Genomic DNA, 14,192 nt, shown 5'->3' with positions numbered 1-14,192 from the left:
CAGGTGCCGCAGGTCTTGCCGGACGAATTGGCGCCGCTGCCGCCACAGTCCCCGCACTGTTCGTTCCGAGGCGGGCGCGGGCGCGGGCGTGGGCGCGGGCGGCGGGGCTTGTGCGGGCTCGTGATCAGCCTGTGCACGAGACCTCCTTCAGGGCGTCTTCCCAGGTGTGCTGCGCGGTGTGGCCGGCGAACAGACAGCAGCCCTCACCGTCGGGCCCCGGGGCGACCACCGGGCAGTCCGGCAGCACGACGAGTTCCGCCTCGTCCGTTCCGTGCCAGCGGAGCCACAGCGCGGTCCCGTACGCGCAGTCATCGGTCAGGAGACCGAAGTGGTCGCTGTCGTCGTGCGCGGACAGCTGGCACTGCACCGCCCTGTCGACGTACGGGGCCGCCGACTTCTCCCGTGCCTCCCGCACCAGGTCGAGGGGCACCCGGCGCCAGTGCGCGCATCGCATCATGACACCACCCGGAAGGACGCGACGGCGTTCCGTTCCTTCTGCGAGCACCGGGGGCAGATGCACGGCGGGTAGCGGCCCGGGTTCTCCGGGAGCACCGAGTCCTCGCCCACGCGTACCTCCGCGAGAGACCCCCACGTCAGCCCGGAGTCACGGGAGACCCGCAACGTCATCCGTACGTCATCCTGTCCATTCGCCATGGTCAGGAGCATCGCGATCCACAGGCCCGGCCAGAAAGGCCCAGCGGATTACCCAACTTGGGTAACATCACCCTCGGTTGACCACGAGCTGCAATCCGTAGTCCTCATGCCGGAGCGTGCCCGATGCCCGAGCCATCTCGCTCGAAGGAGCTCCCGGTCAGCTTGCTCACGGACCCAGTGATGATCGAGGCATGCCAGGCCAGAGACTTCGACCGCATCTTTCAGCTGGTCAAGGCACGAGCAGGCATCTATCCGTCGATGATCGCGCGCCGCTGCGACCTGACACCGAGCCGCGTGGGCGAAGTGATCGCCGGACGGCGGCAGTTGCTGCACATGGATGTGATCGAACGGATCGCGGACGGACTGCGCATCCCCGGACACATGCTCGGCCTCGCCCGACGCTCCTGGGAGACGCCGCCCAGCCTGACGGTCACGCCTCGCGAACCGGCCGAGGTGCCGACAGCCGTCGAACCACTGGCCGCCGGACTACCGGGGGCGGACGTCGACAGCATCCTCGCCCTGGCGGCCGAGCGGGATCTCAGCGCCTCGACGCTGGACGCGCTGCATTCGTCGATCGCGGACTACTGGCGCCGGGACGACGAGCATGGCGGAGAGACCTTACGGCCGGCGGTCGTCGGCCAGCTCCGCTACGTCGTCGACCTCCTCAAGGAGCAGCGTCCGGCCCCCTTACGGGACGGTCTGCACAGCATCGCGGCCGAGCTGGCCCGGCTCACTGGATGGACCTATTTCGACGCCCGCCAGTACAACCAGGCACGCGCCTATTTCACCGAATCCCTCGGCCTGGCCAAGGCCATCGACGACCGCCAGTTCATGGCCAACGTCCTCGCCTGCATGAGCCTCCAGGCCACCTACCAGGACAAGCCCGGCGACGCCCTCGCACTCGTCACGGCCGCCCAGGACCAGGCCCGATCCGCCGTGGGGACGACACCGCGCGTGCTGGCCATGCTCGCGATGCGCGAAGCCTTCGCCCATGCCACCCTCGGCAACCACGGCGCGACCCACACCGCGATCTCGGAAGCCCACACCCACTTCGGACGGATCAGCACCGGTGATCCGGACCCGGCCTGGGTCGCCTACTTCAACGAGCCGAAGCTGATCGTGGACACCGGCATCGCGCACGGCCGCTTGGGCGAAGCCGCCCTCGCCGAACCCCTCATCGCAGACGCGCTACACCGTGAGCACTCATCGAACCACCGAGGCCGCGCCTTCCACGCCTTCTGGCTCGCCCGAACCCAGCTCCAGCGCGGCAAACTCGACGAGGCGTGCCACACGGCCATGGACGCCCTGGCCCCGGCAGCGGCCGTCAGCTCACGACGAGTCGCCGGTCACCTCAGGGAGTTCTACGAGCAGTTGGAGCCCTTCCGCCGCGAACCGGCTGCGGTGACGTTCGAGTCCCGGCTCCGGGAAGCGCTGCCCCGTCAGGTCAGCGGATCGCCTCGTCCATGAGGACGTAAAGCAGTCCGACAAGAGAACCGCTGCTGACGACCTCGCGCCGGTCGATCATGCCCCGCACGTCGGCCAGAGGGATCCACTCGATCCGGTCCGACTCGTTCTTCTCGGTCGGCGGACCCTCGTACGTTGCCCCGTCAGCCCGGAAGATGTGGTGCTGGGAGTCAGTGATGCCGTTGGCCGGCTCTGCGTAGACCAACGGCTTGACGGTGTTGGTCCGCCAGCCGGTCTCCTCCAGCACCTCACGGGCGGCCGCTTCCGCGGGCGTCTCGCCCTCCTCGACCAAGCCCATGGGCAGCTCCCACGCCCAGGCGTTGGTGATGAAGCGATGCCGCCACATCATCAGAATCTCGGAGTGCTCGTTTACGACGGCGGCCACGGACAGGTGGCGGAGCTTGACGACGTGGTGCTCCCAGCGGTTCCCGTCCGGGGTCTCGACGTCGGTGAGCCACAGGTTCACCCAGCTGTTTTCGTAGATCGGACGTTCCCCGTGGATCTTCCACTGCATCGCTGCGACCCCTCTCGATCGGGCTTCAGGATCGCAGAGATGCGAGCGCAGCGACTGTGCATCAGACAAGTTCGCGTCACATTGACACATACCGGGTATGGGTGAGACGTGGCACGTCAGGGATGTCCCACGAGAAGCACAACGCTCACGCCCTCCGATGGGCGAGCCGTGCTTCGTCTGTTGCCGGACGGGCCGAAGCGGATGTGTGCTGGGGCCGGTTGTTAGAGGTTTCTCTACCTCATCAAGGCACCCGGCTGCGCTCCGCTCCGCCGGGCGCGCTTCCCGGCTCTGGCTGCGCCCGCGCTCCTGCCTTCGGCCCGCTCGGCGCTGCCGCCGCCGACGCGCGCCCGCAGTGGATAGGCCCGAGGGGCATGAGACGAGAACCAAGCCCGCGGCTTCAAGACGATGCCTCCGGCGGGGGCGCTCAGACTCCGGGATGGACGGGGCACCGTACGCGAGTGCCGGCCGGAGCGTGGTGAGCGTCGTGGGGCTCCCATCCCGGCCACCTTCGACCCAGGCAGAGCCGAGCAGTCGCGGCCCAGGGCGTCAAGGTCGTTCGTACAGTGGCGCGCTCCACCTTGACGCCCTGAACCACGACCGCTCCACGACGTGTGGGTCGAAGGCGGACGGGATGGGAGCCGGGGCGAGGGGTGGGTTCTGTTGCGAACGCGCCATTTCGATCAAAAGGAGTCGAGAGTCGATCTCAAGCGATCAAGCAAGTAAGGCGCCCAACGCAAAAACGTGCAACAGGCAGCGTTTTACGTGGATAAGTTGACGTAATACGTTGACCTGTCGTACGTTCCTGATGTCCACTCAACTTTGCCTCAACGCAGGGGGATCCCGTGTCCATCGCACACTTCGGACTCACGGAGCACGATTCGCTGACGGCTGCTCAGGCAGCCGCGAGTGAGGCCGCCACGGCGTCGGGGGGCCGCGTCTTCACCTGCGTCGTCTTCCAGCAGGGGGGGCGCCTCATGCTGACGACTGCCTTCTCGTACGCATTCCTCGTCAAGCATGTGGTTTCCGATGCGGCCGTGAAGGGTGGCAACCCGCGCACGGCCACCAATCGCCCGATTGACACTAGCCACGTCAGGTCCATCACTAAGTACCTGATCGAGAACGAGAACAACTACATCCTCCCGCCGGTCACGCTGAACGTCCGTGCTGTCCCGGCCATCCATATCCCGCGAGGAAACTTTGCCATGACGGCTGGCTTCGTCGTCATCGGCGACGAGACCAAGTTCTCTGTGACTGATGGTCAGCACAGGCTCGCTGCCATCGCCAAGCGTAGCGAAAGCCTCATCGACACGGACTCCCCTTTCCCGAGCGACAGCATCTCTGTCGTCATCGTCGTGGAACCGGACGTTGCCCGTATCCACCAGGACTTTGCCGACGCAGCACAGACCAAGCAGATTCCGGCAAGTCTTCTCGCTGCATACAACACGCGTGAGCCCCTAAACCGAGTTCTGACGAAGATCGTGGATGGGTCTGCCCTGTTCGCGGGACGCATCGATGAGACGTCCAAGAGTCTGTCGAAGTTGTCATCGGCCATCTTCCTGCTCAACCAGGTGCGTGGGCTGGTCAAGGAACTGCTGTTTCAGGACTACGCGCTCAGCGAGGCGAGCATCCCGGCTCGCAGCTTCCAGGCCATCGGTACCACCGAGAAGCAGGACGCTTTCGTCAGCAGGACCCTGGCCATGCTCGCCATCCTCACGCAGCACATGGACCCTTGGCGTGCAGTGGCCGAACTGCCCACGAGCGGAGGGCCGGCCAACCAGGTGGTGGACTTCCGTAAGCACTACATCAACATGACCGCGACCGGTCTTGTCATCATCGGGCACGTGGCCTTCGAGATCGAGAAGAACCTGGACCCGGAGTGGCGAAAGGCTCGATACCTTGACCTTGCCACGAAGATTGATTGGCGCCGGAACGCGCAGATCTGGGAGGGGAACATCATTACGGGAGACAAGATCACCACTACCAGGTCTCCGGGGCGGATTGCAGCCCGCAAGGTCATGGAGGCGATCGGTGTCCCCGTCATCCCCAAGAATCCGTTGATCCCGCAGCCCACGCAGGAGGCCATCTCGTCCGAGGGCGTTCACTGAGTCTCGCCGGAATTGTGGGCTGCTCGTGTACAGCAGCGCGGTACCGCAACCACAGAAACCGCCACTGCTTGCTGCCTTCTCTTCGGGACCTCGTAGCGGCCGGTATTGCCGTAGCTGATCGATCCGGCTAGAGCTACGGATCAGAAGGTTGCAGGTTCGAATCCTGCCGAGTGCACAGCAGGCCAGAGGCCCCCAGGAGAAATCCCGGGGGCCTCTCGCGTTGCCCGTACAGCAGCGGAGTGCCGCGACCGGGTCAGCCGGGTCGGGTATCCGTACGCCAAGCTCGGATGGTGCTCAAGGCTTCCGGCTTGTTTGACGGGTCTGCGACCGCTGAGCGCTGTGGCAGGGTGCCCGCATGTCCGTTGACGTCGCGTATCCCGTCTTCCACACCCCCGATCCCGCCCTCGCCCTCCGCGTGGCACGTCAGTTGCTCAGCGTCGGTGATCAGGGCGATGCGAAGGTGGACGTGGACGTTGAGCTCCCCCGGGCCGAAGACGTCCTGCTCATCCTGCGGGCGATGCCCGACGCCTGGTTCAGGAAGGAGGACGTCGACGACTGGGTCCGGGATACGAGCGATCCGACCGGCCTGCACGCAGGCGTTCACGGACCGCAGCTCTCCACGGACACCGCCTTCCTGTCCAGGCACCTGCCGCTGTGGGCTTCGATGCTGGATCAACCCGTAGGGAGCATCGAGGACACCTTCACGGCAGTCGCCAGCAAGTACATGGCAGAGATCCGGTGGAACTGTCTCGGGTGGCCGGAAGTCGCGGAGCATGATCTGTACGCGGACTACAACCATGCCGAAGTCACCGTGCTGTTCAACGCCGCGACCCGTGAGGTGGACGAGTGGTCCAACGGGCACACCGTCCTGGTCCACGTTCGCCGGGGGAGCGGCAAGGGGTACGAAGAACGGCATGCGTCCTGGCTTGCCGAGCAGATCGGCCGGACCGTCATCGGCCCGCCGCAGTTCTGCTAGGCGCTGGGGCACTGCGGTACCGCCCCGGCGCGGCGACTGTGTCGGCCCCGTCGAGCCCCCGTCACGGTCGGCGTGGTGAAGGCACGCTCGGACAGGGGCTGACGCAGCGGTCACGACCGCGTGGACAGCCCTGTCTCAGCGGCGGGGTCGTCGATAGTCTCTTCCGGTACGTGTCCGCTCCGCCGGAGGATGGATCGCGTTGATCATCGAGCGTGCAACCGCGAAGGACCTGGACGTCCTGCTGGCGTTCCGGCGTGAGGCAGCGGTGTGGCTCTCTGCTCTCGGTACGGATCAGTGGCAGCGCCCGTACCCGGCCGTCAGGCTGTTGGACACGATCGAAGCCGGGTCCGTGTTCATGGTCCGCGACGGCTCGACCACGGCGGCGACCATCACGCTGACTCCGGACCCGGGAGAGGGGCTCTGGAACGAGGAGGAGCTTCGGGAGAAGTCCCTGTTCGTGAACAAGCTGACGGTGGCGCGGACGCACGCCGGTCGCGGCCTGGGCGGGCGGCTGCTCGACTGGGCCGGCGGGCAGGCGCATCGCTCTGGCGCCGTGTGGCTCCGGCTCGACGCGTGGAGCACGAACAGGCGGCTTCAGGACTACTACCTACGGCACGGGTTCCAGCACGTTCGCACGGTCATGGACGGTGAAGCGGTGACCGGTGGGCCACGCGTCTCCGGCTGGCTCGCCCAGCGGCCGGCACATCCTGTACGTGACGGCTCCGCGGACGCGGTGCGTGGCCCCCGGCTGCCCTGAGCCGGTGCCGCCGCCTACGCGGTCGCGGATCGACCCTGCGGAGGCAGGACGCCATCAGCACGTGTCGGAGACTGCCGTGGCGTCATGGCGTCAGCCAGCCACTGAAGATCCTCGTACAGCCGTGGTTCGCCGTGATTCTGGCGCTGCGCCTCCAGCCACGGGCCGTAGTTGGCGCGTACCGCGATGATCAAGCCGCCCCACGCCTGATCGATCACCGCTCGGTCGAAGGCATCCGTACGTGCTCCCACACCCAGGTAGTTGAACGCCGTCAGGTAGGACGTGATCAGCTTCGTCGCTGAGGCGTCACCCGTCAGGGAACGGCTGATCAGGGCTGAAACGGCAGCATGGTTCCGTTCGTCAGGTATCCCCTCCTCATAGAGCTGCCTCCGGCGATCGATGATGGCCGTGAGGTACTCCATGGTCGCCTGCTTCCGGCGCCTGTCGTGATCCTGGGCCGTGCTGCGAGCCAGCATGAGAAGCTGCCACGCCAGTGCGCCGAAGGCCACGACGCTGACGAGCAGAGTGCCGAAGGATGCGGCAAGGGACCATCGCTCATAGGACGTCACGGCCCGATACCTTACGGACGAAGGGCACTCGGCGATGCGGTTTTCGACATCAATGGCTGACCTCGGCGTCCCCGGACCCGGTGACGCCCGAAAACCCGACCGCCCGGGCAGCGCTTGGGCTTCTTTCCCGCCCTCAGGGACCCCCCGGGCGTCGCGCGTCGGTTCTGGCCCGGGCGGGCCGGAACCTCACGCGGCCGGTGCGCCCGCCCGCGCCCGCCCCGCCGTCACCCGGCGCCGGCGGGTCGGCAGGCCCATCGTGGGGTTTGCCACGCCCCAGGCCGCGCCCTTGCAGACCAACTCCTTGTAGAGGGCGGCCAGGCGGCCGGTCAGGGCGGCGCTGACGGCTCGGTCGTCGGCGGTGACGTACTGGATCAGGCCCTCCTTTCGGCCCAGTGAGATGCACTGGTTGAAGTAGCGGGCCGAGATGGCCGGGAGCTTGGTGTCGGTGAGGCGGGCCGCGATGGCGTCGGCGGCCTGCCAGGCGGTGGGGACGCCCGAGGCGCACGACATGCGCAGCGGCTTGTCGCCGGGGCCCGCCACCAGGGCCGCGTCGCCGATGGCGTACACGTCCGGGTGGGAGAGCGAACGCATCGTGGCGTCGACCACGATCTGGCCCGTGTCGCCGGTCTCCAGGGTCGTGGCCCGGGCGATCGGGTGGACCGCGAAGCCCGTCGTCCAGATGGTGACCGCTGCCGGGATGTCGCCCTCGGTGGTGGTGACGCGGTCGGCGTGCACGGCGGTGACGGTGGTGTGTTCGTGGGTGGTGATCCGCAGGTTCCCGAAGACCTTCCGCAGATGGCGCGCGCCCTTGGGGGAGAGCCAGTCGCCCAGTCCGCCCCGGGCGATCAGGGAGACGTCGAGGTCGGGGCGGGTCTCCGCCAGCTCCGTCGCCGCCTCCACACCGGTGAGCCCGCCGCCGACGACGGTCACGGGGCTGCCGGGGGCCAGGGCGGCAAGGCGGTCCCGCAGCCGCAGGGCCCCTTCGCGGCCGGCGATCTCGTGGGCGTGCTCCGCGGTGCCGGGGACGCCCTGGGGGTTCCAGGCGCTGCCGAGGGCGTAGACGAGGGTGTCGTACTCCAGGTCCGAAGGCCCGTCCGCGCCGGTGACGGTCACCGTCCCGCGGTCCACGTCGATCCCCGTCACCCGGCCGAGGCGCAGCTCGACGCCCGTCCCGGCGAACATGGCGTCGAAAGGGCGCGGGCGGAGGGTCTGGCCCACTGCCAGCTGGTGCATCCGGACGCGCTCGACGAAGTCCGGTTCGGCGTTGACGAGGGTGATGGAGACGTCCTCGCCGCGCAGCCGCCTGGCGAGGCGCCCGGCGGCCGTCGCCCCGGTGTATCCGGCTCCGATGACGACGACGCGGTGCTGCTGGATGGTCTGCCGCATGTTCTGCATGTCCCTGCACTCCTGTCTCGCGCGGTTTCACCCCTTGAACCGGGCAGGCCGTCGATTCCTGACAGGAGATGGCTGAGCCGTGGGTCACATGTCCTGGTGGATGCGGAAGAGGGGGTCTGCGTGGTCCGTCGTCGCCCACTGCCGCGTCGCGCGTTCGAGCTTGTCGGGGTTGACCTGGCTGCGGAACGCGGCGATGCCGTCCGGCGTGAACTCCAGGCAGATCACGCCGATGACCCGGCCGTCGACCAGGACCACCAGGGCGGGCAGCCCGTTGGCGGAGGAGGCGTGGATCTCCGCGGTGCCGCCGATGAGGCGGCGCGCGGCCTGGTTGGGGGTGAACAGGCTCCGCATGAATTTCGCGACGGCCACGGCCCCCTCGAACGCCTTCGCGCGGGCCGGGACCTTTCCGCCGCCGTCGCCGATCGCGATGGCGTCCGACGTGAGCAGTCGCACCAGCGGTTCGGTCCGGCCGCTGGTGGCCGCCGTCAGGAACTCCTCGACGATGCGCCGTGCGGCCGCCTCGTCGATCTCGGTACGGGTCCGGCCCGCCGCGATGTGCTTCTTGGCGCGGTGGAACAGCTGCTGGCTCGCGGACTCCGAGATGTCGAGGATCTCGGCGATCTTCCCGTGCGGGTACGCGAACGCCTCCCGCAGCACGTACACCACCCGCTCGTTGGGGGACAGCCGCTCCATCAGGGCGAGGACCGCGAACGAGACCGATTCGCGCTGCTCGGCGGTGTCGGCCGGGCCGAGCATCGGGTCCCCGGCGAGCAGCGGCTCGGGCAGCCACTGGCCCACGTACGTCTCGCGGCGGGCGCGCGCCGAGGTGAGCTCGTTGAGGCAGACGTTGGTGAGGACCTTCGTCAGCCAGGCCTCGGGGACCTCGATGCGGTCGATGTCGGCGGCCTGCCAGCGCAGGAACGTGTCCTGTACGGCGTCCTCGGCGTCGCTCGCCGAGCCGAGCAGGCGGTAGGCGATGGCCTTGAGGCGGGGCATGGCAGCCTCGAACTGGTCCATCTGGTTCCCGGTCAGCGCCATGGTCCGGATCCTAACGGGGACGGCAGCGGAAGCGGGAGCGGGAGCGGAAGCGGCAGCGGGGACGGGAGCGGAAGCGGGCACCGGTTGTTCGCCGGGCGAGGCCGGGGTAGCCGACCCATGACGGGGCGTGCTGGGCGCCCCTTTGTCCGGAGGTGGGCGCGATGGGAACGAAGGGGTATACGGGGCAGGGGCGTTGGCGCGACCAGTGGTGGGCCGTCGGGCTGCTGGTGCTGGTGATCGGGGTCGCCGTCCGGCTGGCGTTCCGGGGCTGGTCGGCGTGGCCGGAGGCGTTGGCCGGCGGTGTCTTCTACGCCGGTCTCCTGACGTGGTTCCTGATGCGGCGCAGGCGGCGGGACGCGCAGGCCGTGGGTACCGAGCCCGACCGGGTGCCGGAGCTGGAGCGCCGCATCGCGAAGAACGGTGAGCTGCCCGACGACCCGGCCGAGCAGGCTGCCATGGTCCGGCTGATCCGGCGGCGGGAGGAGAAGCTGCGGCGTAGCCGGCGGTGGGCCTTTCCCCTGCTCGGGGTGATCGTCCTGGGGGCGCCGTTGCTCCGGTTCACCTCCGGCGATGTGCCGGCGGGGCTGTGGACGCTCGGCTTCGGGGTGGCGTTCATGAGCTGGATGATCTGGTTCAACCGGCGCTTCGTGCGGCGCATGGTCGCGATGCGGCGGCGTATCGAAGGCGTCGGGGGCGTCGGCACCGGTGGGATCGAGGGTGTCGGTGGGCGCGCGTAGCATCCCCGGATGACGTGTGAGGTCGGTGGCGGCTGGCGGTGTGCCGGGGTGCGGTGGCCCCGGGAGGCGCCGGAGCTGGAGTGGAGCAGGGGCGGGCGGCGGCGGGTGAGCGTGCTCGCGTACGGGGCCGGCCTCGGGTTCCGGGCCGTCGGCGAGCGGCACTGTGTGGGGGCCCGGGGGAACGTCTGCCCGTCGGGGGCCGTGGTGCCGGGGCGGTCGACCGGGGGGCGGTGCGCGGAGTGCGCGCGGCTGGACCGGGCGCATTCGGTGGCCGCCGACACGATGGCGGACGACCCCCGGACGTACCGCGTGTATCTCGCCTGGTTCGGGCCCGGCATGGTCAAGGTCGGCATCACCGGGGAGGAGCGCGGGGCCGCCCGGCTGCGCGAGCAGGGGGCCGTGGTCTTCAGCTGGCTGGGGCGCGGGCCCCTCATGGCGGCCCGGCGGACCGAGGAGGTGCTGCGGGCGGCCCTCGGGGTGCCCGACCGGATCCCGTACGCCAAGAAGCGGGCCGTGCGGGGGCGGCTGCCGGGGGCGGAGGAGCGGGCTGGGGCGGTGGCCGAGCTGTACGCGTCGGCGGCGGCGCTCGAAGGGCGTGGCTGGCCCGAGTCGCTGGAGCGGCTGCCCCTCGAAGTCGTCGATCAGGTCGGCATTTTCGGGCTCGACCGTGCGCCCGAGGCCGAGGCCGCATCCGCATCCGCATCCGTGTCCGTGTCCGCGTCCGCGTCGGCGCCCGTCCGGGCCGTGCGGGAGCTGGTCGACGGGGGTGTCGTCGCGGGGCGGCTCGTCGCGGCGGCCGGGCCCGATCTGCACCTCGTGGTGGCGGGCGGCGGCGTCGTCGTGCTGGACACGCGGTTGATCACCGGGTGGGATCTGACCGCGGAGTCCGGGAGCGGTGTACGTGTCCCCCTCATCGACATCGGCGGCGGCGGCGTGCAGGGTGGGTTGTTCTGAACCACCGGGTGGGTCGTTCTCAGCGACCGGGTGGGTTGTTCCGGACGACCGGCGAAAGGGCCTGCGCATGGAGACGGGAAGCGATGACGTGGTGCGGTTTCGGGAGCGGCTCGGGCTGCCCGGGATCATCGACGTGCACACCCACTTCATGCCCGAGCAGGTCCTGCGCAAGGTCTGGGCCTACTTCGACGCGGCCGGGCCGCTCACCGGGCTGGAGTGGCCGATCACCTACCGGTACGAGGAGGAGCGCCGGCTCGATCTGCTGCGGGCGTTCGGGGTGACCCGGTTCACCGCCATGCTCTACCCGCACAAGCCCGGTATGGCCCGCTGGCTGAACGGCTGGGCCGCCGACTTCGCCGCCAGGACCCCGGACTGCCTGCACACCGCGACCCTCTTCCCGGAGGAGGGCGTCGACGTGTACGTGAAGGAGGCCGTCGAGGCGGGGGCGCGGGTGTTCAAGTCGCACCTTCAGGTGGGCGGCTACGACGCCAATGATCCGTTGCTGGACGCCGTGTGGGGGCTGCTCGCGGAGGCCGGGATTCCGGTGGTCATGCACTGCGGGTCGGGTCCCGCACCGGGGAAGTTCACCGGGCCCGGGCCGGTCGGGCGGCTGCTGGCCCGGCACCCCCGGCTGCGGTTGATCGTCGCGCACATGGGGATGCCGGAGTACACGGAGTTCCTGGCGCTGGCGGAGGCGTATCCGGAGGTCCGGCTCGACACGACCATGGCGTTCACCGACTTCAGCGAGCGGCTCAGCCCCTTCCCGGCGGCCGAACGCGGGCGGCTCGCCGACCTCGGGGACCGCATCCTGCTGGGGACGGACTTCCCGAACATCCCGTACCCGTACGTTCATCAGCTGGAGGCGCTGGAGCGGCTCGGGCTGGGCGAGGCGTGGTTGCGGGCGGTCTGCCACGGGAACGCCGCCGCGTTGTTCGAGCTGCCGGACGCCTGAGGGGGCGGTCGACCTGTTGTGGGGCGCCCCAGGAGAGTGGCGCCCCACAACGGCCCGCCCGCCACGGGTCTTCCACCGTGGCGAGCGAGATGAGGTCCCACGCAGCCAACGGGGCGACCTCGTCGTGTGCGGGGCCTCCTCCTGACGCCCGCTCACATCCGGTATTCGCTGCGGCGAGGGCGGCGGATTGGTCGGTCCCGATATGACACCCGTACGGGCTGACCGGAGCAGGCACCGGGCGGTCGGGCGCGGCGGACGAAGTCTTCTCCCCCTCCGACCAATCCGTCTTCGCGGCGGCTCCGAATAGCTGACATGACGATCAGAGCAGCACAACCGATCCGCCGCACAGCGGACGTCCCCCCCGACCCGCTTCGCGGACGAGCGCTCTGAACCGAGTCGCCCCGCGCCGGGGTGACACCTGACCTGACGCCAGCACTGCGGGACACCGGGAACACCGTGCCGACTCCTCCCCGTCGGCCAACACGCAGCGCTACCAACCGAACACGCAGGAGATATGCCGTGACTGCTTTCCGCTACCGCCGCGCCGCCCTCGCCCTCACCGCCGCCGCTGTTCTGCCCCTCACGCTGACCGCCTGCGGCGGAGACGACAGCTCCTCCGACGCCGCCGCCGACAAGGCCGCGTCCTCCGCCCCCGCGGAGGAGAAGTCGAGCGCGCCGGAGGAAGGCGCCGTCCCGGCCGACGGCCCGTTCGGTCCGGCCTGCGCCACCGTCCCGAAGGACGGTGCGGGTTCCTTCGACGGCATGGCCCAGGACCCGGTCGCCACCGCCGCCTCCAACAATCCGGCCCTGTCCACCCTGGTCACGGCGGTGAAGAAGGCCGGTCTCGTCGACACCCTCAACAACGCCGAGAACATCACCGTGTTCGCCCCGACCAACGACGCCTTCGCCAAGATCCCGAAGGCCGACCTGGACAAGGTGCTGGCCGACAAGGAGATGCTCACCAACATCCTCACCTACCACGTCGTCGGCGAGAAGCTCTCCCCCATGCAGCTGGAGAGCGGCACCTACGACACCCTGCAGAAGTCGTCCCTCACCACCAAGGGCTCCGGCGAGAACTACACCGTCAACGACACCTCCAAGGTCGTCTGCGGCAACGTCCCCACCGCCAACGCCACCGTCTACATCGTCGACACCGTGCTCATGCCCAAGAGCTGAGGTCCCCCCTGTACGGGACCGGCCCCGAGCCATCCTCATCGGCTCGGGGCCGGTCCCGGTCCGAAGACCTAGGCCGTGATGCCGTGGTGATTTCTCAGGGAATTCACAGAAACGGGTCAGGCTTCTCTCACGGGCGCCTCACAGAGTGGGCCCATGACGACGACGACCTCGCCCCAGGGGCGTACCGAACTGCTCAGGCCGGACCGCACCCCCGTCCGGGTCCTGGTCGTGGACGACGAGGCTCCGCTCACCGAGCTGCTCTCGATGGCCCTGCGCTACGAGGGGTGGGAGGTGCGCAGCGCCGGGGACGGGGCCGCGGCGGTCCGGGCGGCACGTGACTTCCGCCCGGACGCGGTGGTCCTGGACGTGATGCTCCCGGACATGGACGGGCTGGCCGTGCTGGGCCGGCTGCGCCGTGAGTACGCCGACGTGCCCGTCCTCTTCCTGACCGCCCGGGACGCCGTGGAGGACCGGATCGCCGGGCTCACCGCGGGCGGCGACGACTACGTCACCAAGCCGTTCAGCCTGGAGGAGGTCGTGGCCCGGCTGCGCGGGCTCATCCGCCGCTCGGGTTCGGCCGTCGCCGCCGGGCACGGCGAGTCCAGGCTGACGGTCGGGGACCTGGTGCTCGACGAGGACAGCCACGAGGTGTGGCGGGGCGGGCAGGCGATCCACGTCACCGCCACCGAGTTCGAGCTGCTGCGCTTCCTGATGCGCAACCCTCGGCGGGTGCTCAGCAAGGCCCAGATCCTCGACCGGGTCTGGAACTACGACTTCGGCGGCCAGGCCAACGTCGTCGAGCTCTACATCTCCTACCTCCGCAAGAAGATCGACGCCGGGCGCACCCCGATGATCCACACCCGGCGCGGCGCGGGGTATCTGATCAAGCCCGGTGAGTAGGGGC

General features: G+C 69.3%; 15 protein-coding genes. 9 read left to right on the top strand and 6 right to left on the bottom strand.

Annotated features, from left to right (window positions below; all coding sequences use genetic code 11):
- Positions 1 to 124: 124 nt before the first annotated feature.
- Positions 125 to 454, bottom strand: a complete 330-nt coding sequence (locus IE145_RS03930; protein WP_189519266.1) for a hypothetical protein — start codon at positions 452 to 454, stop codon at positions 125 to 127.
- A complete protein-coding gene (locus tag IE145_RS03925) occupies positions 454 to 654 on the bottom strand; it encodes a hypothetical protein (RefSeq protein WP_229825298.1) in 201 nt (66 codons plus the stop codon). The genes IE145_RS03930 and IE145_RS03925 overlap by 1 nt, the downstream gene beginning before the upstream one ends.
- Positions 655 to 777: 123 nt before the next feature.
- On the opposite strand from IE145_RS03925, the gene IE145_RS03920 reads away from it, so the two are divergent.
- Positions 778 to 2,121, top strand: coding sequence for an NsdA family TPR-like regulatory protein (locus tag IE145_RS03920; RefSeq protein WP_189518835.1), 1,344 nt, complete (start codon positions 778 to 780; stop codon positions 2,119 to 2,121).
- On the opposite strand, the gene IE145_RS03915 is transcribed toward IE145_RS03920, so the two are convergent.
- Positions 2,099 to 2,632 carry an NUDIX hydrolase gene (locus IE145_RS03915; RefSeq protein ID WP_189518834.1) on the bottom strand — a complete coding sequence of 178 codons (534 nt, stop codon included), beginning with the start codon at positions 2,630 to 2,632 and terminating at the stop codon, positions 2,099 to 2,101. The genes IE145_RS03920 and IE145_RS03915 overlap by 23 nt on opposite strands.
- Positions 2,633 to 3,474: 842 nt before the next feature.
- Between IE145_RS03915 and IE145_RS03910 the strand changes: the two genes are divergently transcribed.
- The 3 genes from IE145_RS03910 to IE145_RS03900 all read left to right on the top strand — a co-directional run bounded on the left by IE145_RS03910 (position 3,475) and on the right by IE145_RS03900 (position 6,470).
- Positions 3,475 to 4,737 (top strand): DNA sulfur modification protein DndB, encoded by a 1,263-nt coding sequence (locus IE145_RS03910; RefSeq protein WP_189518833.1) that lies wholly within the window; start codon positions 3,475 to 3,477, stop codon positions 4,735 to 4,737.
- 355 nt (positions 4,738 to 5,092) lie between these two features.
- Complete coding sequence (locus IE145_RS03905) at positions 5,093 to 5,713, top strand: hypothetical protein (RefSeq protein WP_189518832.1); 621 nt, start codon at positions 5,093 to 5,095, stop codon at positions 5,711 to 5,713.
- Positions 5,714 to 5,912: 199 nt separating this feature from the next.
- On the top strand, positions 5,913 to 6,470 hold the full coding sequence (locus IE145_RS03900; RefSeq protein ID WP_189518831.1) for a GNAT family N-acetyltransferase: 558 nt from the start codon (positions 5,913 to 5,915) through the stop codon (positions 6,468 to 6,470).
- Between the two features lie 14 nt (positions 6,471 to 6,484).
- Here the strand turns inward: IE145_RS03900 and IE145_RS03895 are convergent, their stop codons facing one another.
- From IE145_RS03895 to sigJ, 3 genes are all read right to left on the bottom strand, one after another.
- The gene (locus IE145_RS03895; RefSeq protein ID WP_189518830.1) at positions 6,485 to 7,036 is read right to left on the bottom strand and encodes a DUF4760 domain-containing protein; all 552 of its coding nucleotides are present in this window, start codon (positions 7,034 to 7,036) and stop codon (positions 6,485 to 6,487) included.
- Between the two features lie 186 nt (positions 7,037 to 7,222).
- Positions 7,223 to 8,422, bottom strand: a complete 1,200-nt coding sequence (locus tag IE145_RS03890; RefSeq protein ID WP_189519264.1) for an NAD(P)/FAD-dependent oxidoreductase — start codon at positions 8,420 to 8,422, stop codon at positions 7,223 to 7,225.
- A gap of 93 nt (positions 8,423 to 8,515) precedes the next feature.
- Complete coding sequence (gene sigJ, locus IE145_RS03885; protein ID WP_189518828.1) at positions 8,516 to 9,469, bottom strand: RNA polymerase sigma factor SigJ; 954 nt, start codon at positions 9,467 to 9,469, stop codon at positions 8,516 to 8,518.
- 161 nt (positions 9,470 to 9,630) lie between these two features.
- Between sigJ and IE145_RS03880 the strand changes: the two genes are divergently transcribed.
- The 5 genes from IE145_RS03880 (at position 9,631) to IE145_RS03860 (ending at position 14,188) form a co-directional block, all read left to right on the top strand.
- The gene (locus IE145_RS03880; protein ID WP_189518826.1) at positions 9,631 to 10,206 is read left to right on the top strand and encodes a hypothetical protein; all 576 of its coding nucleotides are present in this window, start codon (positions 9,631 to 9,633) and stop codon (positions 10,204 to 10,206) included.
- 9 nt (positions 10,207 to 10,215) lie between these two features.
- Positions 10,216 to 11,160, top strand: a complete 945-nt coding sequence (locus IE145_RS03875; RefSeq protein WP_189518824.1) for a DUF2797 domain-containing protein — start codon at positions 10,216 to 10,218, stop codon at positions 11,158 to 11,160.
- 67 nt (positions 11,161 to 11,227) lie between these two features.
- Positions 11,228 to 12,112, top strand: a complete 885-nt coding sequence (locus IE145_RS03870; RefSeq protein WP_189518822.1) for an amidohydrolase family protein — start codon at positions 11,228 to 11,230, stop codon at positions 12,110 to 12,112.
- Positions 12,113 to 12,631: 519 nt separating this feature from the next.
- Positions 12,632 to 13,288 carry a fasciclin domain-containing protein gene (locus IE145_RS03865; protein ID WP_189518820.1) on the top strand — a complete coding sequence of 219 codons (657 nt, stop codon included), beginning with the start codon at positions 12,632 to 12,634 and terminating at the stop codon, positions 13,286 to 13,288.
- A 153-nt stretch (positions 13,289 to 13,441) separates the two neighbouring features.
- Positions 13,442 to 14,188, top strand: a complete 747-nt coding sequence (locus IE145_RS03860; RefSeq protein ID WP_189518818.1) for a response regulator transcription factor — start codon at positions 13,442 to 13,444, stop codon at positions 14,186 to 14,188.
- Positions 14,189 to 14,192: the final 4 nt, after the last annotated feature.

It is taken from the genome of Streptomyces sindenensis, assembly GCF_014649035.1.
In the GTDB taxonomy this organism is placed as follows: domain Bacteria; phylum Actinomycetota; class Actinomycetes; order Streptomycetales; family Streptomycetaceae; genus Streptomyces; species Streptomyces sindenensis.
This window is presented reverse-complemented; position numbering and strand designations above follow the sequence as displayed.